General features: G+C 62.1%; 21 protein-coding genes and 7 pseudogenes. 11 read left to right on the forward strand and 17 right to left on the reverse strand.

What is annotated here, in order from left to right; genetic code table 11:
• Positions 1–369: 369 nt before the first annotated feature.
• On the reverse strand, positions 370–1,566 hold the full coding sequence (locus NKJ94_RS34260) for a DUF932 domain-containing protein (protein WP_352531836.1): 1,197 nt from the start codon (positions 1,564–1,566) through the stop codon (positions 370–372).
• A 415-nt stretch (positions 1,567–1,981) separates the two neighbouring features.
• On the opposite strand from NKJ94_RS34260, the gene NKJ94_RS34265 reads away from it, so the two are divergent.
• Positions 1,982–2,224 carry a DUF982 domain-containing protein gene (locus NKJ94_RS34265; RefSeq protein WP_352531838.1) on the forward strand — a complete coding sequence of 81 codons (243 nt, stop codon included), beginning with the start codon at positions 1,982–1,984 and terminating at the stop codon, positions 2,222–2,224.
• A 56-nt stretch (positions 2,225–2,280) separates the two neighbouring features.
• On the opposite strand, the pseudogene NKJ94_RS34270 reads toward NKJ94_RS34265, so the two are convergent.
• Positions 2,281–2,705 (reverse strand): annotated as a pseudogene (locus NKJ94_RS34270) (SOS response-associated peptidase family protein).
• Between NKJ94_RS34270 and NKJ94_RS34275 the strand changes: the two are divergent.
• Complete coding sequence (locus NKJ94_RS34275) at positions 2,613–3,149, forward strand: SOS response-associated peptidase family protein (RefSeq protein ID WP_352531840.1); 537 nt, start codon at positions 2,613–2,615, stop codon at positions 3,147–3,149. The pseudogene NKJ94_RS34270 and the gene NKJ94_RS34275 overlap by 93 nt on opposite strands.
• Positions 3,150–3,241: 92 nt before the next feature.
• Here NKJ94_RS34275 and NKJ94_RS34280 read toward each other — a convergent pair.
• The 9 genes and pseudogenes from NKJ94_RS34280 to NKJ94_RS34320 form a co-directional block, all read right to left on the reverse strand.
• Positions 3,242–3,508: pseudogene (locus NKJ94_RS34280) on the reverse strand (ATP dependent DNA ligase); the annotation flags it as partial.
• A gap of 188 nt (positions 3,509–3,696) precedes the next feature.
• A complete protein-coding gene (locus NKJ94_RS34285; RefSeq protein WP_352531842.1) occupies positions 3,697–4,161 on the reverse strand; it encodes an SRPBCC family protein in 465 nt (154 codons plus the stop codon).
• A gap of 4 nt (positions 4,162–4,165) precedes the next feature.
• A complete protein-coding gene (locus tag NKJ94_RS34290; RefSeq protein ID WP_352531844.1) occupies positions 4,166–5,011 on the reverse strand; it encodes an XdhC family protein in 846 nt (281 codons plus the stop codon).
• Between the two features lie 16 nt (positions 5,012–5,027).
• Positions 5,028–6,236: a vWA domain-containing protein gene (locus NKJ94_RS34295; protein ID WP_352531846.1), complete on the reverse strand. Its 1,209-nt coding sequence runs from the start codon at positions 6,234–6,236 to the stop codon at positions 5,028–5,030.
• A complete protein-coding gene (locus NKJ94_RS34300; RefSeq protein WP_352531848.1) occupies positions 6,233–7,123 on the reverse strand; it encodes an AAA family ATPase in 891 nt (296 codons plus the stop codon). The genes NKJ94_RS34295 and NKJ94_RS34300 overlap by 4 nt, the downstream gene beginning before the upstream one ends.
• A 7-nt stretch (positions 7,124–7,130) precedes the next feature.
• Positions 7,131–9,551, reverse strand: coding sequence for an aerobic carbon-monoxide dehydrogenase large subunit (locus NKJ94_RS34305; RefSeq protein ID WP_352531850.1), 2,421 nt, complete (start codon positions 9,549–9,551; stop codon positions 7,131–7,133).
• A complete protein-coding gene (locus tag NKJ94_RS34310; protein WP_352531853.1) occupies positions 9,548–10,048 on the reverse strand; it encodes a (2Fe-2S)-binding protein in 501 nt (166 codons plus the stop codon). Before NKJ94_RS34310 ends, NKJ94_RS34305 begins: the two co-directional genes overlap by 4 nt.
• Positions 10,049–10,064: 16 nt before the next feature.
• Positions 10,065–10,928: an FAD binding domain-containing protein gene (locus NKJ94_RS34315; protein WP_352531855.1), complete on the reverse strand. Its 864-nt coding sequence runs from the start codon at positions 10,926–10,928 to the stop codon at positions 10,065–10,067.
• A 183-nt stretch (positions 10,929–11,111) separates the two neighbouring features.
• On the reverse strand, positions 11,112–12,341 hold the full coding sequence (locus NKJ94_RS34320; RefSeq protein ID WP_352531857.1) for an MHYT domain-containing protein: 1,230 nt from the start codon (positions 12,339–12,341) through the stop codon (positions 11,112–11,114).
• A 294-nt stretch (positions 12,342–12,635) separates the two neighbouring features.
• On the opposite strand from NKJ94_RS34320, the pseudogene NKJ94_RS34325 reads away from it, so the two are divergent.
• A pseudogene (locus NKJ94_RS34325) lies at positions 12,636–13,079 on the forward strand (tyrosine-type recombinase/integrase); the annotation flags it as partial.
• Positions 13,080–13,161: 82 nt separating this feature from the next.
• Positions 13,162–13,536 carry a hypothetical protein gene (locus NKJ94_RS34330; RefSeq protein WP_352531875.1) on the forward strand — a complete coding sequence of 125 codons (375 nt, stop codon included), beginning with the start codon at positions 13,162–13,164 and terminating at the stop codon, positions 13,534–13,536.
• Positions 13,537–13,621: 85 nt separating this feature from the next.
• On the opposite strand, the gene NKJ94_RS34335 is transcribed toward NKJ94_RS34330, so the two are convergent.
• Positions 13,622–14,557 carry a hypothetical protein gene (locus NKJ94_RS34335; RefSeq protein WP_352531859.1) on the reverse strand — a complete coding sequence of 312 codons (936 nt, stop codon included), beginning with the start codon at positions 14,555–14,557 and terminating at the stop codon, positions 13,622–13,624.
• Positions 14,558–14,634: 77 nt separating this feature from the next.
• Positions 14,635–14,721 carry a helix-turn-helix domain-containing protein gene (locus tag NKJ94_RS34340; RefSeq protein WP_352531873.1) on the reverse strand — a complete coding sequence of 29 codons (87 nt, stop codon included), beginning with the start codon at positions 14,719–14,721 and terminating at the stop codon, positions 14,635–14,637.
• Between NKJ94_RS34340 and NKJ94_RS34345 the strand changes: the two genes are divergently transcribed.
• Complete coding sequence (locus tag NKJ94_RS34345) at positions 14,716–15,234, forward strand: hypothetical protein (RefSeq protein WP_352531861.1); 519 nt, start codon at positions 14,716–14,718, stop codon at positions 15,232–15,234. The genes NKJ94_RS34340 and NKJ94_RS34345 overlap by 6 nt on opposite strands.
• Before the next feature lie 67 nt (positions 15,235–15,301).
• Here NKJ94_RS34345 and NKJ94_RS34350 read toward each other — a convergent pair whose 3' ends face one another.
• Positions 15,302–15,859 carry a hypothetical protein gene (locus tag NKJ94_RS34350; RefSeq protein WP_352531863.1) on the reverse strand — a complete coding sequence of 186 codons (558 nt, stop codon included), beginning with the start codon at positions 15,857–15,859 and terminating at the stop codon, positions 15,302–15,304.
• Positions 15,860–16,143: 284 nt separating this feature from the next.
• Between NKJ94_RS34350 and NKJ94_RS34355 the strand changes: the two genes are divergently transcribed.
• From NKJ94_RS34355 to NKJ94_RS34365, 3 genes and pseudogenes are all read left to right on the forward strand, one after another.
• On the forward strand, positions 16,144–16,518 hold the full coding sequence (locus NKJ94_RS34355) for an MHYT domain-containing protein (RefSeq protein ID WP_352531865.1): 375 nt from the start codon (positions 16,144–16,146) through the stop codon (positions 16,516–16,518).
• 14 nt (positions 16,519–16,532) lie between these two features.
• Entirely contained in the window at positions 16,533–17,186 is a 654-nt protein-coding gene (locus tag NKJ94_RS34360; RefSeq protein ID WP_352531867.1) for an MHYT domain-containing protein, read from the forward strand.
• 6 nt (positions 17,187–17,192) lie between these two features.
• Positions 17,193–17,917, forward strand: a pseudogene (locus NKJ94_RS34365) (IS6 family transposase).
• 54 nt (positions 17,918–17,971) lie between these two features.
• Here NKJ94_RS34365 and NKJ94_RS34370 read toward each other — a convergent pair.
• Positions 17,972–18,388: pseudogene (locus NKJ94_RS34370) on the reverse strand (IS21 family transposase); the annotation flags it as partial.
• Between the two features lie 324 nt (positions 18,389–18,712).
• On the opposite strand from NKJ94_RS34370, the pseudogene NKJ94_RS34375 reads away from it, so the two are divergent.
• From NKJ94_RS34375 to NKJ94_RS34385, 3 genes and pseudogenes are all read left to right on the forward strand, one after another.
• Positions 18,713–19,201, forward strand: a pseudogene (locus NKJ94_RS34375) (DNA-methyltransferase); the annotation flags it as partial.
• Positions 19,202–19,237: 36 nt separating this feature from the next.
• Positions 19,238–19,663, forward strand: a complete 426-nt coding sequence (locus tag NKJ94_RS34380; protein ID WP_352531869.1) for a hypothetical protein — start codon at positions 19,238–19,240, stop codon at positions 19,661–19,663.
• Positions 19,664–19,778: 115 nt separating this feature from the next.
• Positions 19,779–20,372: a hypothetical protein gene (locus tag NKJ94_RS34385; RefSeq protein WP_352531871.1), complete on the forward strand. Its 594-nt coding sequence runs from the start codon at positions 19,779–19,781 to the stop codon at positions 20,370–20,372.
• Positions 20,373–20,750: 378 nt separating this feature from the next.
• Here NKJ94_RS34385 and NKJ94_RS34390 read toward each other — a convergent pair.
• Positions 20,751–21,071, reverse strand: a pseudogene (locus NKJ94_RS34390) (hypothetical protein); the annotation flags it as partial.
• Positions 20,998–21,210: hypothetical protein (locus NKJ94_RS34395; protein ID WP_352531877.1), on the reverse strand; the 213-nt coding region annotated here is incomplete at its 5' end. The pseudogene NKJ94_RS34390 and the gene NKJ94_RS34395, both read right to left, overlap by 74 nt.

A 21,210-nucleotide genomic window follows, 5' to 3' on the forward strand; every position in this document is an offset into this window, starting at 1 on the left:
CGCATGGAGAGCCGGATGCTTGGAAACTTGCACGTCCGGTTCGGAGCGGGGGATGAAGAGACCTGCCTCGGAGACGAGGTAAGGCGCTTCATCCCTACTCTACGCAACCCTCCCCTCCCCCCTCTGCCTCCAGGCCTCACGCCAGCGCCGTCTCCCGACTTGCAGGCTCGACATGAAGCGCTGCTGGTTTCGGCTCGCGGATCTAGGCGCGGCCGAGCCGCGCCCGAGGCGCCTTCAGCGTGTTGGCGTCACCGCGTCCTCCCACGAAAAAAGCGCCGGCCACTTGATTCGAAGGACCGCGCTGGGATTGATGGAAACGGCCCGGAGGCAGGCCGGCGACGAGAGTTTCCGTTGCCGGCCTGCGCAGGATCAGGCGGCGAAATCGAGAAGCTTCTTGGCTTTGCCCTCCATTTCCAGGCGGACATCCTGATGCGGCTTGTCGCGCGCGACCCGGGTGATGCCCTGCACGAAATCAAAAATCGATTCCGGTGGTCTGCCTTCCTCCATGAGAACAGTATCGATGATCTTCGTGGTCTCGGACTTGGAGAAGCCGCGCTTGCGCAGGAAGCCCTGGCGATCTTCGTCGTCTCTGGCAACGATCCGTTGCCGCGCCGTCTTGATGCCGTTGACGAATGGCATGGGCGAGGAATCGGCAAACTGGATCAGCGCCGGCTCGGCTTCCAGGGCGAAACGGGAGGCCGCGTATTTTGAGTGGCGGATGGTGATTTCCTCGAAATCTTCCACGCCCCACAGATTTCGATTCTGGCACACCGCGCGCAGATAGAAGCTGGCAATCCCGAGGGTGCGGGCTCCGACTTCGGAATTCCAGCAATAGAAGCCGCGGAAATAAAGATCCGGTTCCCCATTCGGCAGCCGCCCGGCCTCGATCGGGTTCAGGTCGTCGACAAGAAACACAAACACATCTCGGTCGGACGCATACAGCGTAGTCGTGTCGTTGGAGATGTCGACGTTCGGGTTGTAAATTCCCGTTGACCAATCGAGGATTCCCGGCACCTTCCAGCGCGTGTCCCCGGTGCCGTTGCCAGCGATCCTCTGCACGGCGTCGATCAGTTCTGAGTCAAATATTCTGCCATAGTCCGGACCGGTTACAGCTCGCAGCTCGAGGCGTCCGTTCTCGATTTCCAGCGTCTTCACCTGCTCGGCGCGGTGGTTGAGGAGACCATGCTGAAGGTTGATCGCCGCGAGCGGGGCCGGGAGCTGGCGCAGATAGGTGGCCGGCGCGCCTACCAGGCTGGCGAGTTGGCCAAAACTCCAATGCGTGGGGGCAACTGGGGCACGCGCATTAGGCAGCATTAGCCTCAGGCGCTCCGGATCGTCGCGGCTGGCTTCGACGCGGATCAGCTCACTTTCGACGATGCGGGTCTTGCTGCGCTCCGACCGACTCGTGACCGAATTCCGAAGGTCGGTGAGCGACAGATATCGCTCGTCCGCCGGCCGGTTGAACCATTCTGACGACACGCGGCCGATGCGCTGGCCGCGGCTGACGTCGACCTTATAACCGGCACGCTCGTTGCGCTTGGGCGTGTGAATTTCCATCTGGGTCATGGGTGTCGCTCCTCGGCGAGCGCCGGGAGACTCTCTCCCGGGCCTTCACCCGCCACCGCGGCCCGCCCGCCCTCTTCCTCTCCCGGCATCCGCGCGCCACTGGAAGCGTCGGCATTGCGGCAGCGGCCGCGTCAAGGCTGACACCCAGGAAGGAAGGCTCGGGCTTCAGGAAAGCCCGAAGACCAAGCGCCGCTTCACCTTCCGGACGCGGCAGAATTCCGCTGTGCTTTCTTGCGCACCAAGACCGGGACCCATCCGATTTTGGGTAGCGGCCTGCTCAAATTGGACAGGCAGATTTGTGTTGAGATTGAGCAACTGCAGGTTCTCTTCGAGCTTAGCCCATACATGTATGAATTGACCCAACGTCATGATACGCGAAGACCGGTATCGAAGTCGGAACTGAGAGAGTGATTGCATGTCGAGCAGGTTCGTCCGGCCCGTGGTGGTGCAAATTGGCCGGCATGACCGTGAGCGCGTCATATTCGATGTGAACGACGCAGCCACGATCCTGCTGCGAAGTGTCCCTCATCAGACGGAGAAGCGAAAACTGGCCATGGATGCGTGTCTTCAGGTTCTGCGTGGCGAAGCCCAGACGCCGGTAGCGAGACGAGCCTTCGTTGCAGCGGCGCTAGAAGCGAAAATCCTACGCAGCGACTGAGGTCCAAATGATATTGGCCGGATGGCCGGCGAGATCACCAAGTTCGGGTTTTTGGTTCAAAATGCGAGCACCGCCTGTGCAGATGCTTCGCGAGGCTTCGAAACCACGAACGTGCCGGCAGGCAATGGCCGAAGCAGCTCTCCCTCCAAGCCGGTCCGGTCGAGCCAAGCCATTCGCTGATCGCGCCGCAGCACCGTCATCTGCCGGTCGTGAAAGGGCGCCACGTCGTCGTTCGCCTCGATCGTCAGGATGGCATAAGCCTCAGGCCAGTCCCGTGTCGCGGGGCGCCAGACACCAGCAAAATAGAACCAGTCACCATCGGCGAGCGAGAAGCTATAGGCCTTGCCCCTGCTCCGGTGCCGGAACTCGGATGAGGAACGAGGCAACGGTGACTGGGAAACGTCCTGCCCTCAGCGCGCACAACGGTGAAGGGCCTGCCTCCAACTTCGCTGGGCTGAAGGCCCCAACGCAGCTCTGCCATCTCAACATCGCCGCCGCAGCGCCTTATGATGACGCGGCGATCGTCGAGCGATGCGTCGGAATCGAAAACCCTCGCGCTCATGGTCGCGCGAACATAACAGGAACGCGATCGCGGACCGGTCGCTGCCTGATCGTGGCGGACGGCTTCTACGAGTTCACCGATCCGGAAGACCCCAAGAAGAAGCGCAAGGACAAGTGGCTCTTCACAAAGAAGGAGGAGCCGATCTTCTGCATCGCCGGCATCTGGCGTGAAACGCCTGAGGTCGGCGAGGCATTCACCATGCTGACGATGGAGCCAGGACCCGACATCGTACCCTACCACGACCGGCAGATCGTCATCCTCGATCGCAGCGCGTGGGCGGATTGGCTCGACCCTTCGGTATCGGCCAAGTCGCTGATCAAACCCCTTCCACCCGGCACGCTGCAGGTGGAGCAAGTCGGATGAAATGAAGCGATCGGCGACCGATGCCGATCAGGGATGGGGCACGGAACGCACCACCTGCCGGGCGGGCTTGTCCTGCCCTCACCTTGATACGAGACCTGACGCAGGAGATTGTCTTCCGTCCAGGTGAGATAGGCGACCTCGACCACCATTTCAGGCCTGACCCAATGTACGCGCGACAGTTCAAGCGGCGAGCCGAACCGGCTCTCACGTGGCGGTGGGGCGTCGAGGGGCATTCGAGCTGCCTGAAGTGGTTCAAGCCGGCCGTAAAGCTGAAGCGCCGCAACAGCGAGGCCTGACACATGACCGCACCGATCACATGCCCTCGACGTTCGAAAATCCCCTTGCATCAACGGGGGCATCCACACATGACGCTTGGTACCGGAGTCGTAAGCCCGCTCGGGGTGGGACTCTGTCGTTTGAGCCGGCTGCCGGAACGAGCAAGCAGCGCCATGAGCAGACGTACGCGGAGCACTCGCATGATCGGCTCTCGACACGTTGCGGACCTTCAGATGTTCGCAACAGCGCTTCCAGAGATCACGAAATCGAATCAGGTTCCGGTCATCGCGGGCTGATCCGCCAACTTGCCTCCGAGATTGGTGAAGAACTGCCCGGCTAGTTTGCGGGCCGTTGAATCGATCAGCCGGCTTCCCATCTGGGCGATCTTGCCGCCAACCTCCGCCCTGACCGTGTAGGAGAGGATTGTGGCATCGGGGCCGTCGGCGACAAGCGAGACATCGGCGCTGCCCTTGGCGAAGCCGACGATGCCGCCCTTGCCTTCACCGTTGATCGTGTAGGCGTGGGGCGGGTTGAGGTTCAAAAGTTCGACCGACCCCTGAAACGTCGCTTTCAGCGGGCCGATCTTCAGCACCACGGTCGCCGTCATCTCGGTTTCGGAAAGTTTATCGAGGGCTTGGCAGCCCGGAATCGACCGGCGCAGGATTTCCGGGTCGTTCAATGCCCGCCATACAGTTTCGACCGGTGCGCCGATATGTTCGCTGCCATTCGTGTCCATTGCGTCACCCTTCGTTGGTTGGTTGGAGCGCTACGATGCCGCGCTGCCCGCCACGGCGCTCTGCCGTGACTTCTGCAAGGATCGACAGGGCGATCTCTTCGGGCGTGATGGCGCCGAGATCGATGCCAGCCGGCGCCTTGACGCTGTCCAGGGCATTCGCCTCGATCCCCTCCGACAGCAGCTTTTCGCGCAGCGATGCCATCTTGCGGCGGCTGCCGACGAAGGCCCGATACTCTGCCTCGACACCGAGTGCCGCCTTGAGTGCTGCTTCGTCGCCCTTGCCCTGCGTGGAAACGACGATGAAGCGCCGGGCGTCATGGAGATGTTCGAGCACGAAGCCGTCGATCAGGACGTCCGCGTCAGGGGTCGACGGCATATCGCCGGCGGGCACGGCGACCGTCACGTGGTAGCCGAGCGGTCGCGCCTGTTCGGCAAGCGCCATCGCCACCGGGCTGGCGCCCAGGATGACCAGCGATGGATGCGGCAGCACGGGCTCCACGAAAATGTCCATTGTGCCCTGGCTTGGGCACATGTTCTTTGCGAATTTCACGCCGAGGCGGCTTTCGCCCGGCGCGACGCCGAGTTCGACCAGCAGGTTCTCCGGTTGAATGGACACCAGCCGCGACTCGCCGTCGGCGAGCGCCTCGCGCGCCGCCTTCAGCACCGCGCCTTTGGCGCAGCCGCCGCCGATCCAGCCGGCTGCGATCGTGCCGTCCGGGCGGATCACCGCCTTGGCGCCCGCCTTCGCAGCCGTCACCGAAACGGTGCGCACGACAGTGGCCAGCACGAAGGCTTCTTCCGCAGCTTTCATCCGGGACATCAGGTCCATCACATCGACATGAGCGGTCATGGCCAAAACGCCTCCGTCAGAGCTTGGCGAGATACGGTTCGAGGTCGGCGAGGCTGTTCAGCGTATGAGCCGGCGCATAGAGGTCGATATACGGGAGCGCAGCCTTGATGCCCGCGGCCTCTGGGGCATAGCCTTCCCAGCCGATCATCGGGTTCAACCACACGATACGCCGGCAGCGTTTTTCGAGCTGCGCCATCTCGCGGCCGAGCAAGGCGGCGTCGCCGGTCTCGTAGCCGTCGGAGACGATCATCACGCAGGTGCGCGCATGGATGACGCGCGCCGCGTGCCAACGGTTGAAGGCCGCCAGGCACTCGCCGATCCTGGTGCCGCCGCCCGCGCCTTGCGCCATCATCGACAGCCGGTCGAGCGCGCGTTGTGCGTCGCGCTCCTTCATGGCGTCGGACACATGGACCAGCCGCGTGTGGAAAAGGAACGCCTCGGCCTCGCGGAATTCGTCGAGCACGCCATGGATGAACCTCAGGAACACCGTCGTGTACATGCTCATCGAGCCCGACGCATCGAGCAGCATCACCAGCCTGAGCGGCTTCTCCTTGCGTTGCCGCTTCACCAGGCTGATCGGCACGCCGCCATGGCTGATGTTGCGGTGGATGGTACGGCGCAGGTCGAGCCTGTAGCCGCGACGGCGGGCGAGGTCGAGCCGGGTCAGTCTTGCACGCATCGCCTTGGCCAGCCGCGCCGCGACGGCATGGGCCTCCTGCATTTGCTGCGGATCGGCGATCTTCCTGAAATCCGTTTCGGCGAGATTTTCGGCGCGTGAGGCGCCTTCCATGCGGCCCTCGCCGCTGCGATCGTCTGAGACGGGATGATCGCCGGCCGGAATCTGGTGGGAGGCGCCCTGCGCGCCGGCCTGCGACGAGGGATCCTGCAGATTTTTGACCGATGGATTGTCCTGCCGTGCGGTCGAGCCTGAAACTATCGAACGCGAGCGCACCCGCTTGCCGAGCCAGAAGGCGTCGAACAGGCCGTCGAACTGCTCCCAATCGGCCTTGCGCGCCGAAAACAGGTGCTTGAAGGCAGAGCGGAGCAGGCCCGGCTTTTGCGCATAACCGGAAGCCATCAGCGACGCCGCGTCCTGGCCCTCGCGCAAGCCGACCGCAAAAGCATTGTCGCGCAACGTGCGCAGGAACGCTGCCAGCCTGGACAAGACGAGCCGGGAAACCTCGTCGAGTTCGTTGGTGGTCGGAGGCAAGCCACAGCAGCTCATGCGACGTTCCCCAGCAGGCGTTGCGTGACTTCCGGCTTGAACCGCGCCCTGTCCTCACGGGTCTTGAACAAGCACATCAGCGTCTCATGCACGATCTCGGGCGCCTCGTGCAGGTCGCGTACGTCGAGCCCGACCAGCGCCGCCGCCCAGTCCAGCGTTTCGGCGACGCCCGGCACCTTACGCAAATCCTCCTTGCGGATTTTTTCGACCATCCGCGCGATCTGCAGCGACAATGATGCGCCGGCGCCGGCAATGCGCACCAGGATGATGCGCGCTTCGCGATCGACATCCGGATAGTCGACATAGTGGTAGAGGCAGCGGCGGCGCAGCGCGTCTGAAAGCTCGCGCATACCGTTCGAGGTCAAAACGACATGCGGGATGGACGTGGCGGTGACGGTGCCGAGCTCGGGAATCGAAACCTGGAAATCCGACAGAAGCTCCAGCAAAAAAGCCTCGAACTCCTCGTCGGCGCGGTCGACCTCGTCGATCAGCAGCACCGGCGGCGTCTTGCGGCGGATGGCCGCCAGCAGCGGCCGTTCGAGCAGATATTTTTCCGAAAAAATCTGATCTTCGATCTCCGCTGCCTTCATCTTCTGGCCAGCTTCGCCCTTGTGCGCCTCGATCGCCAACAGTTGGCGCTGGTAGTTCCACTCATAAAGGGCCGCCGACTGGTCGAGGCCCTCATAGCATTGCAGGCGGATCAGTTCGGTGCCGCGGACGGAGGCGAGCGCCTTGGCGACCTCGGTCTTGCCGACGCCCGCCCCGCCTTCGAGCAGCAGCGGGCGTTTCAGCAACTGCATCAGCGAGACCGCAGTGGCGAGCTCGCCGTCGGCGATGTAGCCGGCGTCAGCAAGCCGAGCGGCGATCTGGTCGCGCGATAGGGTCATCAAGGCCTTACCCCACCACCCCCAGATTCTTCGCCGCCTGCCAGTTGCGCCAGAAATCATGCGGCATCTGGATGTGCGTCGAGCCAAGGAAGGAAAACGCGTCGTTGACGGCGTTCGAAAAAGCCGGCACCCCGCCGACATTCGGGCTTTCGCCGACGCCCTTGGCACCGATCGGGTGGTGCGGCGACGGCGTGACGGTGAAATCGGTCTCCCAATGCGGCGTCTCGACCGCGGTCGGCATGAAGAAGTCCATGAACGATCCGGTCACCACATTGCCGGTCTCGTCGTAGCGAATCTCCTGCCCCATCGCGATGGCGAAGGCCTCGGTCAGCCCGCCATGCACCTGGCCCTCGATGATCATCGGATTGATGCGTGTGCCGCAATCGTCGAGCGCGTAGAAGCGCCGCACTTTGTAGACGCCAGTGTCGACATCGATGTCCATGACGCAGATATAGGCGCCGAACGGGTAGGTCATGTTGGGCGGATCGTAGTAGCTCACGGCCTCCAGCCCCGGCTCCATGCCGGGCGGGACCGAATTGTAGGCCGTCCAGCAGATATCCTTCATGGACATCGTCTTCTCCGGCAGGCCTTTCACGCGGAAGCCGTCGATGTCCCATTCGAGATCGTCCTCGTGGACTTCGAGCTTGTAGGCCGCGATCATCTGCGCTTTCGCCTTGATCTTGCGTGCGGCCATGGCGATGGCCGCACCCGCCACCGGCGTCGAGCGGGAGCCGTAGGTGCCCAGCCCGTAAGGAGCCGTGTCGGTATTGCCTTCCTCGACCATGATGTTGTCGGCCGGAATGCCGATCTCGGTCGCGATGATCTGCGCCCAGGTCGTCTCGTGCCCCTGGCCGGTGCTCTTCGTGCCGACACGAGCGATGCCGGCGCCGGTCGGGTGCAGCCTGATCTCGCAACTGTCGAACATGGCGATGCCGAGAATGTCGCAGTTCTTCGATGGGCCGGCGCCGACGATCTCGGTGAAGAAGGAGACGCCGAGCCCCATGATGTCGCGGGTTTCGCCGCGCTTGAAGGCGGCGCGCCTCTCGGCCTGTTCCTTGCGCAGCTCTGCGTACTTCACCGTTTCCATCATCTTCTTCATGGCTGTGTGGTAGTTGCCGGAATCATATTCCCAGCCGAGCGCCGAGTGGTACGGGAACTGCTCGGGCTTGATGAAATTCTTCAACCGCAGTTCCGCCGGATCCATGCCGAGCTTCTGCGCGAGGATGTCCATCGCCCGTTCGATGCAGTAGGCGGCCTCGGTCACCCGGAACGAGCAGCGATAGGCGACGCCACCCGGCGCCTTGTTGGTATAGATGCCGTCGACGGAAAGATGGGCGGTCGGGAAATCGTACGACCCGGTCACGATGTTGAAGAAGCCGGCCGGCCATTTCGACGGATCGGCGTAAGCGTCGAAGGCGCCGTGGTCGGCAAGCACGTGGACGCGCAGCCCGGTCACCTTGCCTTCCTTGGTCGCCGCGATCTCGGTGGTCATGTGATAGTCGCGCGCGAACGAGGTCGCAGTGAGGTTCTCGATGCGGTCTTCGACCCATTTCACCGGCTTGCCGGTGACGATCGAAGCCACCGCCGCGCAGATGTAACCGGGATAGGCGCCGACCTTGTTGCCGAAACCGCCGCCGACATCGGGCGAGATCACATGGATCTTCTGCTCCGGCAGACTGGCGATCAACGCCACGACGGTACGGATGACGTGCGGGGCCTGGAAGGTGCCCCAGATAGTCAACTCGCCCTTGATCTTGTCGAACGACGCGACGCACTGGCATGTTTCCAGCGGCGACGGATGGGTGCGGTGATAGGAGATCATCTCCTGGATCGATACCTCCGCCTTGCGGAAGGCGGCGTCGGTCAGACCCTTGTCGCCCACCGTCCATTCGAAGACGTGGTTGTGGTGCTTGCGCGGACCGTGCGCGCCGCTGGTCTTGCCTGCCAGATCCTCGCGCAACACCGGCGCATCCGGGTCCATCGCCCTGAACGGGTCGATGACCACCGGCAGCGCCTCATATTCGACCTCGACCGCATTGACGCCGTCGTCTGCCGTGTAGCGGTCGGTGGCGACCACAAAGGCCACTTCCTGGTTCTGGAACAGCACCTTGCCATCGGCCAGCACCATCTGCACGTCGCCGGCCAGTGTCGGCATCCAGGCAAGGTTGACGGTCTTCAGCGTCTCGGCGGTGATAACCGCCAGCACGCCGGGCACTTTCAGCGCCTTCTCCGAATTGATCGAAATTACGCGGGCATGAGCATGCGGCGAACGGACGAAATCGCCATGCAGCATGCCCGGCAGCTTCAGGTCGTCAACATAATTGCCCTTGCCCTGGGTGAAGCGCGCATCCTCGACGCGCTTGCGCTTGCAACCCATGCCTTCCAGTTTCGCTTCGCGCTGTTCCCGCGTGGGAGTCATGTCGTTCATTCGGCGGCCTCCTTGAATTCGGTGCCGTTGATCTTGGCGCTCGCGTACTGGATCGCCTTGACGATGTTCTGATAGCCGGTGCAGCGGCAGATGTTGCCGGAGATGCCCATCCGGATCTCTTCCTCGCTGGGCGTCGGGTTCTCCTGCAGCAGCCGCTGCGCCCGCAGGATCATGCCTGGCGTGCAGAAGCCACATTGCAGCCCGTGCATCATGCGAAAGCCTTCCTGCAGCGCCGAAAGCGTCCCGTCAGCGTTGGCTACGCCCTCGATCGTGGTGATCTCGGAGCCCTCGGCCTGCACGGCGAACATGGTGCAGCTCTTCACCGACATGCCGTCGATATCGATGGTGCAGGCGCCGCAATGGGTCGTCTCACAGCCGATATGAGTGCCCGTCAGTTGCAGGTCTTCACGGATGAAATGTACGAGCAACGTGCGCGGCTCGACGAGGCCCTCGACCTCAGCGCCATTCACCTTCATCGTCACATGGGTCTTCGCCATCTTTTCCTCCCTTACGTCAGCCGGCACGGGCCGCGGCACGCTTCAGCGCCCGCATCACCATGATGCCGCCGACGTGCTTCCGATACTCGACCGGGCCCCGCGTATCGGCCGACGGCGACATGATCTTTTCCGCGGCCGCTGCAGCCTTCTTCAGAGACGCCTCGTCGAGGCTGGTGCCAACAACGGCCTTTGCAGCGTCTTCTGCGAGCAGCGGCGTTTCCGACAGATTGGTCAGCCCGATCGAGCACGTCGCGACCTTGCCGCCCGACATCGTCAGCACGACCGCGGCAGCGGCCGTGGCGTAGTCGCCGACCTTGCGCTTCAGCTTCTCATAGGCATAGCCGTGGCCGGCAGACGGCGTTGGGATCGAGATCGCGGTCAGGATCTCGCCGGGCTCGAGCGCGGTGAAATAGGCGCCTTGATAAAAGTCGCCTGCCGCGACCGAGCGCGTGCCGCCCGGCCCTTCGAGTGTGTAGCTGGCGCCGAGCGTCATCATCAGCGCCGGCATGTCATTGCCGGGATCGCCGTTGGCGACGTTGCCGCCGATCGTGCCGCGATAACGTATCTGCGGGTCGGCGATCAGCTGTGCGGTCTCCTGCAGGATCGGCAGCGACTTCGCGATCAGATCCGACGCGAGCAGGTCGTGCTGCGTCGTCATGGGGCCGATGACGATCGTGCCGCCATCGCGGCGGATGCCCTTGAGCTCGGCAATCTCGTGAAGATCGACCAGATGGTCTGGCGTCGCAAGCCGCAGTTTCATCATCGGGATGAGGCTGTGCCCGCCGGCCAGCGGCCGGGCTTCGTCGCTGAGCGAGGCGAGCAGCTTGACCGCGTCGGCGACGCTCGATGGCCGATGATACCTGAATGGGCCTGGGATCATCGTTTCCTCCATTCGCCCTTCGTTCCCAATTTTTATATTGGGCAAGGACGTTGGGGCAAGGCTGTCGCGAGTTGGTCGCGCGCGCAATGACGGGGCTCGCCAGGCGTCACGAGGGGCGGAAATTCGCACGAAACGCGGTCTTTCACGCACGAACTGCGTCAGTGCTTGCGACCTGTCGGCGGGTCAGTGCGTGTGCGCTTTGCGTCCCGCAAGACCCAGGCGAGCCTTGAGTTCGGCTATCTTGACGCGGCTCACCGGCACCCGGTGCGGTGCCGGGCCGTCAAGTTCGACGACGGCGCCGTCGCCTTCCTTGCGCACGAAGCTGACATGCGGGATTGCAACGATATGACTGCGATGCACCCGCAGGAAGAAGGCCGGATCGAGCTGCGCCTCGGCCTCCGAGATCGACCACGGCGACATGCGCTCACGCGTGCCGTCATGCACCAGCGTGTAATGCGCGTCCGCCCGCACGCTGCGAACATCGACGGCATCGATGAAATGCGTGCCGTCCGCTCCCTCGACTGGCATGCGCGACGACGGCGCCGCGCGCGGTTGGCCAAGTCCGCCGAGCGGTGCCGCGGCAACCCGGGGACCTGCATGGGAGGGAAGCTCGCTCCCGGTCGCGAAAGCGCCCTCAACGAGTATGTCGGCCGCCCGCACCGGCTGCCGGTTATCATCCGCGGCTGCCGTGACCGGCGTCTCTCGCCGACGTGGCTCCGGCACCAGGAACAGCAGGAAGCCTGCCGCAAGCACAAAGCACAGCAGCGACACGACAAGCGCCAGCACTTGCGGCGACGCCACCAGGCCACTCCTGTCGGCGAGTTCCGGGGCGGGGCGATAGTGCATGCCGTACATCGCCGTGTAATGCATTCCCGAGACCGCGAACCCGAAAGCCACCGCGCTCAAAGCCAGCCGCCGGCCGACCTGCCGCGCTAGGAAGATTCTCAAGCCGCCATAGGCGGTGCCGACGGCGATGAGGGCGGCCAACAGAACCATGGCGTGGTCGTGCTCGATGGTGAAGCCACCCTCTAGGCCGTGGATGCCGACATAGTGCATCGACACAATGCCGCCGCCCATGAGCAGTGCGGAGGCCGTCACGCGCCGTTCGGACGGTTCGCCGACGCTGACGAAGAACAGCGACACGCCGACGACCAGCGCGCAGATCAGGAAGGAAATGATGGTGGGCAGAACGAGGTAGACTGCATCGGCCGGAATCGGCGCCGCCAAGACGCCGATGAAATGCATGGTCCAGATGCCGACGGCGAGAAACCCTGCAGCGCCCGCCAGCAGCAGGCGGCGACTTGCACCGGGCACGCCGCGTACCCGCGCAGCAAGACCGAAGCCGGTGTAGCCACCCAGAATAGCGACGGCCACTGAGAGCGCGACCAGATATGGATTGTGCCCAGCAAACATCTCGGTACCGGCACCGCCGATATTCCTCCCCGGCGGGCCATCTCCCTGCCGCGGAAGTGTACATGCGCAAACGCGAACTTGACAACGTCGGGGGCGGAACGGGTCGGCTCGGCCGGAAGATCTGAAAAAGATCGTCGGGTTGCGACGTGCGCGCCGGACGATGACCGCCGCGACTTTGGGGTCTTGAGCAACCCTGTCCAGGACGGGTGAACCGCCGCGCCCTTTTAGACTTGCCCTGCCACACGAGAGAGCATTGCTATGACTACAAAGCTATTTTCCGCGAAACCCGCGCGCATGTTGCCTGACATCCATCAGCGAGCCGCGCTGATTATCGCCAGGTGGAGCGGCGCCCGACGTTCGGAGATTACGCGACTCGAGTACGGCTGCCTCGACGCGTATCCTGACGGCACGCCACGCTTGCGGATTCCCGCTGGTAAAACCGGCAAGGAGCGGATGGTTCCGCTTCACCCGGAAGCCGCCGTGGCTATTCGTGAGCTTCAGGCACTGGATCCGCCAGGCCGCGGGTTTGCTGATGAACGCACCGGCGTCGAAGTACGGCGACTCTTCCCGCTGAAAGGCAAGTGCATATCGCCGCGGACGTTGTTTGAGGCATCGCTGGAGGCGGCTTGCCAGGCAGCTGGTCTTGTCGACGATCGTGGCCGCGCTACGATCACCGCGCATCGCTTCCGCCATACCGTCGGCACGGAGTTGATCGAGGGTGGTGCGCGCGTCCACACCGTCATGAAGATGCTCGGTCACACGAGCACTGGAATGACGCTGGTATACGCACACCTGCGGCGCAACGGTTCGCGAGGATTACATGAAGGTGCTTGGCCCCGGTGCGCTGATCGCCGGACCGCTCGCCGAGACATTGCGATCACGAGCGATGCCGGAGGATTCGCTTGCCTGGCTGAAGGCCAACTTCTTCCGCACGGAACTCGAACTCGGCCATTGCCTCCGATTGCCAGAAGAAGGCCCTTGTGAGTGCGATCTGTATTTGACCTGCGCCAAGTTCGTGACCACACCCGAATATGCGCCCAGGCTCCGGGAACGCCGGATTCGGGAGGTCACGCTCGCGGATGAAGCGCTGGTGAAGGGATTTCATCGCGAAGCCGAACGCCACGATTGCACGCGTAAACGTATTGAGGAGTTCCTCAAAGATTTGGGCGAGCCCGCTCCTTTGACGGTCGATTGAAAGCGACGCGAGCAACGTTGATCGAACAGAAGCATCGGTCGGGTTTGCACCCTTCTCAACGGCACATAAGGGTCATAGCTGCGCCTTACCGTTGTGTGCCGCAAAGGCAGCAGAGGTGTCGAAAGCAGAAATTCCAGCTGGCTTCCCCCAACCGTTTACCAAGCATTTCCTCGTATCGCCCAATCAGCACCTCCAGTGTGACGAGCTCGATGTCATCGCGCAGCTGTGCAAGCTTCTCCGGCTTGCGCTCCGCAATCGCTCGGCTGTTCCTTTCGAGTGCAGACAAAACAGCGTCCTGTTCGGCCTCGTCCATGAGGCCAGACGCCGCGCCATCCGAGACCATCCGGTTGATTGCCGTGTGCGGTAATTTCAGCGATCGCTGTTCCCGGCCGAGCCGATACGCCAGAAAATTATAGACTCCAGCCTCTTTCGCCACGGATGCCGCGCTCCTCGCGCGTTGCGTGAATTTGTTGCAATCCTTTCTAAGGCGCTCGTAGTCGGAGTATTTCAGAAAAAACATGCCGAGCTCTTCGTCGCACTCAGTCTGTTGATGCGAAATCACGATCTCGCTGCATTCGGAAAGCCCTTCCACTGCCGAAACGATGAATCGGTATTCCCTAGTAAGGCCGAGGCCGAAGTCGAAATCCTTGACGAGACCGGCAGGAAGCTCCTCCAAGAGCTCGAGAACGGCCTCGGTTGTGTCGGGCATCGCAGCATTGTCGCCCACACTGGACGATTCACCCTGATCCAGGGTGATGCTACGAATCCGCCGGTACTTCTGTTTTAGAAAATCACGGGCGTTACCAAATGTGTTGACAGGGTACATGGTGATGTAGCGCCCTCGTCCACTGATCTGCAGAAGCTTGACCTTGTAATCGGCGGAAAGTTGTAGATCCACGCCAGCCTGCTCAATTCTTGCTGCCGACGGAACGTAGATGATGTCGACCGTATCCTTGTCCGGAGAAACAAAGTGAAGGGTTCCTTCGTCCGGCGAAGAGCGAGATGCGAACGCGCGAGGCATAAATTTATTATCTCCCCAATCCGTCCGAACTTATACAGCGGGCCAACACTTGAACATGTCGAATGCACCGAGTGTGCCTAGAGAACACCGCAGCCACGATATCGACCCCTCCCCGTCATTTCTCGCACGCCGAGTGCAGGCTTCCGTTGGAAAGAACCATGCAATGCGAGCGCAGCACGGCCCTGATGGTTGCTTACGAGTTGCGGAAAGCAGCTATCCTCACTCCCGGCTTCTGGAAAATCGCTGTGCAAGAGAGTGCCGGGCGTCCTTGGGTCAATCCCGTTTTCAAATGTTTGATTGAGGCGTTGCCCTATGCGCGACTGGAAAACGCAAGAAGGGAGAGGACGTGGCTAAGGTGGACGTTGCTTGGCCTTTCGATGCAGGTTTATGGCCGCTATGAGCGCGCATTCTCAAAAATGCCCGTCACTCGCATGATCCACCTGTGCGAAATCCTCGGATTCATGCCGATGGAAATGCTGTTCAGCGCTGCCCTGCATCTATGGGGCCGGACGCCTGAGGAAGCGCGCGACACCATGGAACTCGTGCAACAGGTCGTGTCTCTGCCGCACGGCACCAAGCGCGATCTGCTGGCCTTGGTCAAGAAAATGGTTGCGCTCGAACGGGCCGCAGACGGAGCGGCGGCGGAAACGCAAAGAGGCGAAGAAGGACGTCATTAGGCACCCCGCGCTGCGGTGAATGGCGCGGGGCGCGAGCATCATCGCGACGCATTAATAGGGCCAAACCTTAAGCATCGACCTTCTTCAGCTCCGAGAGCCGCACAAGGCCGTTCTGGCTGCGGAATGTCAGTGTCGCATCCTTACTTTGCGCCTGGGCGATCCCCGAAATAACGTGATCGCCGGTGTCGTAGATCGTACGCTGCCCGGCATCCTCGATGACCAGTCGCCGCGTGTCGGGATAGATCGCGTAGCGCAAATGGTTCTGCGATCCGGTCGATGAGGGTGTGCCGAGTCCGCCCGCCCAACTTTCAGGTACCTGCTGCTGCGATCTATAGCTCACTTCGGCCGGTTCATTATGGGCAGCCTCAGGATTCTCCCGCAGATGAGCTACTAGTTCCGTGGCCACCGCGTTCAGCTTCGCCCTCAGCGCATCGTTAAACATGTCGCCGACCATTGTCATGCCTGATGACCACTGCGACATGCCGCCGAATTCGGCATGGCTGAACTGCGCCATGGAACCACCGCCCGAGCGCAGGGCACGCAGCACGGTTTCTACCGCGTCCCTTGACAACCCGTGCCGCGCCGCAAGCCGCGCGATCAATGCCGTCTCTTTGAGATCATCCACCGTACTGCCTCAACTCTTTTCGCCATTTAACACTGCGATGGGGACATCGTTCCACTTGCCCTAACCTCCGAGCACGCCAAGGGCAGTTACAGCCCTGGCCAACGCGTGGAGACCGACATCTTTCCGCCTGATTTTGACTGAATGTCGGAACAGCGCCCTAAAGCGGTCGCGCGAATGCCCATCCTAGGGAAGAAGTCGTCAAGTTGAATTGCCCTCATAAGCACTTCTTCAAGGTTTGACCCTAGGTTTCTCTCCGAAGCTCGTAACCGACTTCGGGAAAGAGCATGTTGAAGGTCTACACCTGCATTGCGGCGCAGCATGATTTGCGTCTGGTTGCCCTGGCGGCCTTGGTCTGCGCCCTGGCCTCGTTCACGGCCGTCAACCTCCTCCATCATGTCGGGCGCAGCGAACGCGAAATGCGACGGATCTGGCTCGCAGTAGCCGCGGTCGCCACCGGTTTTGGCATCTGGTCAACGCATTTCATCGCCATGCTGGCCTTCCAGCCCGCAGTGCCGAGCGGCTACAATATCGCCTTGACGATCGTCTCGCTGGTCGCCGCGATCGCTTTGACGGGAACCGGCCTCACCGTCGGCATGTCGCTCCGCGTTCCGTATGCACGCTGGATCGTCGGGGTGATCGTGGGGGCGGTATCGCCGTAATGCATTATACTGGCATGGCTGCCTTCGAGATCGCGGGCCGCGTCGTCTGGGATATGCCGCTCGTCGCAGCGTCGATCGCCCTCGGTGGGCTGTTCGGCGCCGCAGCCTTGCCGGTTGCCCTTCGGGCCAACACGATCAAGTGGAAGGCGCTCGGCGCGTTAGTGCTGACGGTCGCGATTTGCAGCCATCATTTCACTGCGATGGGCGCGGCCGCGATCGTGCCCGATCCTCGCATCGTCGTTTCGGGCACGGCGCTGCCAGCGGAATGGATGGCAATCGGACTTGCGCTCGCTTCGATCGTGATCATTCTTCTGGCCCTTGTCGGTCTTGTCCTCGATCTGCGTGATCTTCGTCGCGCTGGGGAGACGGCGCGTATGCAAGAGCTGGCCGACGCCGCCGTCGAGGGGCTGGTTGTGTACAACGAGACGATGATCGTGGCAGCCAATCACAGCTTCGCCGCCCTTGCCTGTGTCGATGGCTCTCAGCCTGTCGGCCGCTCGCTCGAGTCTTTCTCCCCCACCGTCTCGCAGGGCGAACTCACGGCCACCGCCCGAAAGCCGCTAGAGGCCGAGCTATGCGCAACCGACGGCAGTATGATCCCGGTCGAGCTGATCCGACACAACAGGAACCGTCGCCTTAACTCGGCTGAAGGAAGCGACTTCCTATGAAGGAGCATGACCGACCTGCCGACCGAACCGCGTGATGCGCTCTATAAGCGTCATCGCTTCCCCGCCGAAATCATCAGCCATGCGATGTGGCTGTATTTCCGTTTCCCACTGAGCCTGCGCCACGTCGAGGATCTGCTCGCCGAGCGCGGCGTCGAGGTGTCCTTCCAGACCGTCGCGGAATGGCGGCAAAGTTCGGCGGCGAATACGCCCGCCGCACCCGGCGCCGATCCAGAGGCCAATTTGCCGACAAGTGGCATCTCGACGAGATGGTGGTCATCATCAGAGGACAGAAACATTGGCTGTGGCGTGCCGTCGACGCCGAAGGCTATGTCATCGACGCTCTGGTACAAAGCCGCAGGAACAAGAAGGCGGCACTTCGGCTGATGCGCAAACTGCTGAAGCAGCAGGGGATTGCACCGCGTGTCATGATCACCGACAAACTCGGCTCCTATGCCGCCGCGAAGAAGGAATTGATGCCAGGTGTGGAGCATCGATCCCACAAGGGCATCAACAATCGGGCGGAGAATTCGCATCTTGCCGTTCGACGACGGGAGCGCGGCATGAAGCGCTTCAAGTCAAGCCGGCAGTGCCAGCGTTTCGTTTCCATCCACGGCCCGATCACCAACCTCTTCCACTACCCGCGTAACCACATGACCGCCGCCCAGCACCGAGATCTCCGCGACGCCGCCATGGCAATGTGGAACGAGATCGCCATGCCGACCGCCGCATGAACAATCCTCCGGTCCGCCTCCCTCACTCTCATGCTCAGTTAAGGCGACGGTTCCCTCGTGGCTCCAGTCGAACTGGTAGGCCTCGCCCGGCGCAAAGCTCAACGGAATGTAGGCTTCGGCCGCGGCGCTGCCGCGATCCGCCTCCCAACTTTGAGCATGCCGCCACACCGAACTGTAGCTGCCGTCATAGCCGAGGCCGCGAAGCTCCTCGAAGATGCGGATCAGTGTCAGCCGCTCCCGCTGACACTTGGCCGCATTCGCCGATAGCAGCCGATCCAACTCGTCACGCCAGGCGCCCATCCGCGGATAGGGTTGATGCTTGCGCTCGTAGCGGAACTCTGTCTCCTCGGAACGCAAAACCTTGCGCACCACCTTCCGGGAGATATTCAGCTCCCGGCAGATCGCCTTGATTGACTTCCCCTGCACCAGCGACAGCCGGCGTATCTTTGCAATCGTCTCCACAACCAACATCCAAAACACAAATGCCTCCGATCAAACCGGAGGCATCTTGATGACCCCATCGTTAAGGGGGCCCGTTTGGACGAAAATCACCCCTTAAACAGGGTCCTCATTCCACGAAAAATCACACGTAAGCCTTTGATCATGCGTGCAGAGTTGCTGGTTCGGGGTGGACCCTGCTGGACCCCGGAGTCCAGTCCGGATCCAGATGGGATCCATCCCCCGGAGCCACCATAGGGATCCATCGCGGAGTCCAGCAGCAACGTCCGGAAGCCGCGTGATCTTCGAGGAGACCGCATGCCTGTCCAGTTCGCACCGGAAGCCATCGAGCACATGGTGGCCGACAGCCTGGCTGCTTCCGGCTTCGGCATCCGCTCCCAGATCATCTGGGCCAAGCCTCGCCTGGTGCTGAGCCGTGGCCATTATCACTGGCAGCACGAGCCGTGCTGGTATGCGGTCAGGGAGGGCGCCACCGGGCACTGGCAGGGCGCGCGCGACCAGACCACGATCTGGATGATCGGCAACGGTGACCAGGGTGAGGACGACGCCACGGTCCACGGCACGCAGAAGCCGGTCGAATGCATGCGGCGGCCGCTGCTGAACAACAGCGCCACCGGTTCGTCGGTCTACGAGCCCTTCTCGGGCAGCGGCACCACCATCATTGCCGCCGAGACCACCGGCCGCTCCTGCTTCGCCATGGAGCTTGATCCGCGTTACTGCGATGTGGCCGTGGAGAGATGGCAGACCTTTACTGGGCGCAAAGCAGTTCTGGAGGCCAGTGATCTCAACGTCGCCGATGTTCATTCCGGCCGATCCGCGGCCTGACCTTCGTTGGGCCGGGCATAAGCGAGGGAGGCCACCATGCAGGGGATGAGCGAGCGCCACTATGCCGCCCATGCCGGGGTCTCCCGTGGCGCCATACAGAAGGCCAGGATTGGCGGACGGCTGGTGCTGTTTGAGGATGGCTCGATTGATGGAGCAGGCTCGGATGCACGCCGGGCAGCTCTGACCGATCCTTCAAAGCAGAGACGCTCCCCGCCCCGGTCCAAACTGAAGGCAGTGCCCGAGGAGGCTTTATCGGCGGTTGGCGAGACGTTGCGCGAACAGGGGCTGTCGGCGCCTGTCGTGGCAGGCTCGACCACTTTCATGCAGGCAAAGACGGCCAATGAGGTGCTGAAGGCGCAGGAGCGCCGGCTAAAACTTCAGAAGCTGAAAGGCGAGCTTGTCTCGCTCGATGGCGCCAAGACGCTGCTGTTCCGGCTGGCGCGGGAGGAACGTGACGCCTAGGTGAACTGGCCCGGACGCATCGCGGCGATCCTGTCGGCTGAACTGGGCGTCGACACCGCTACCATGCACCAGCTTCTCGAGAGCCAGGTGAGAGCTCATCTGGGGGAGTTGGCAGATGTCCGCACTGACTTCCGGTGAGGTCCGGGCTTCCGATGAGGTTCTGCAAGAGAGCCTGTTCCACTTCGAAGGCGTCGATGAACTGAAGTCGTCCTGGCGCGAGGGCCTGCGCGCCTGCCGCGGCCACGGCGGCGCCATTGAGCTCAGCTTCGAACATTCAAACCCCGCGCTCACAAAGCCGGCAGCCCAGGCGGAGGACAAGGCGGATTCGCCTGAGCCGCTGGATGATGGAGTGACGACGCGCTCGTTCCTTGGAACGCAACGGCGACATGGACATTCCGTAGGACAGGAGGTTCCGATGCCCAAGTTCCGCTTTGAGACCGTCGAGTTCGGCAAAACCACTACTTTAGAGGAAGAGTTAGCCAGCGCAGACCTAGCGAGCCAGAGAGCAATCGAATTGGCCCACGCTGTACTGGTAGCGAGCGATTTGAACGGCGCTGATCATTCAGGCTCGAGTACCAAGGTTTACGATGAAGCCGGGTATCTAGTCGCCACGGTCAATTTCTCGGACGTGCTGGAAGGCAGTTCGGAACTTCAGCCTGCTATCAGTGACCCACCCACCGAAGAGCCCGGTGTCATGCGGTCTGGTTGATCAGTCTCAAACAGCTAGGCATGTCAGCGAGCCGTGTTAATGTCGCGACTTCGTTTTCTACGCTCCATGCTCCGGGCGTTTCGACGAGCAACTCTCAGTTCGGCTAGCGTCGGTTGCCACCAGCCACAACTTGACCGCTTTATATCCAAACGCGACGAGCACAAACGTCGACTACGTTTGGGGCAGGTGGCGTTCGGCCAAGCTCCCAGAACTGGTCAGGACGTGGCCCGCGCGACGTGCGCCAGGACCGAACGAGCGTTTGAGGGACGCTATCCGTTGCCAGCTGAAGATTTACCTCCTCTTGGCCGCGGGGTTGCGACAGAGCAGTACGGCATTGTCGTTTTCACTGAAGTGTCCGGTGAAATCGTTGAGCCGTTACACCGTCTTCGAATACGGCGTGCGAACACTTAGTTCGTCCGCAACTTCGAGGTATGGGCTCGATATTGGATCTAACGCGAAGGTATCACGTCCCTTGCTGTCTCCATGGATGGGCAACATCTCTGCCTCTTGCGCCAACCAGCGGTCGATCCGGCGGGCTGCTGTCTCGCCGGGTACGAACCAACTCCTGCGCTCGTCGCTCCACCTCGCTCGCGGAAAAGCCTGTCGAAATCGCTCGACTGCCATTCTATCGAACGAAAATCGGGCTTCGGCACCCCGGGGCATCCTGTTTCTGCGGCGCGCGCCGGGTCTTTCCACCATGCGCGTCAATCATATTTGGCTGCGCACAGAACGTTTGTAAGCGCGAATTTCCCCGCACCTTTTGCTGTTGAGTGCTCTGATGCACAAGGTGTCCACCGAAATAGGTGGACACCAAGTGATCGAAGAAGATGAGCAGAAA

The sequence above is a fragment of the Mesorhizobium sp. M0060 genome (assembly GCF_040323155.1).
Taxonomy (GTDB): domain Bacteria; phylum Pseudomonadota; class Alphaproteobacteria; order Rhizobiales; family Rhizobiaceae; genus Mesorhizobium.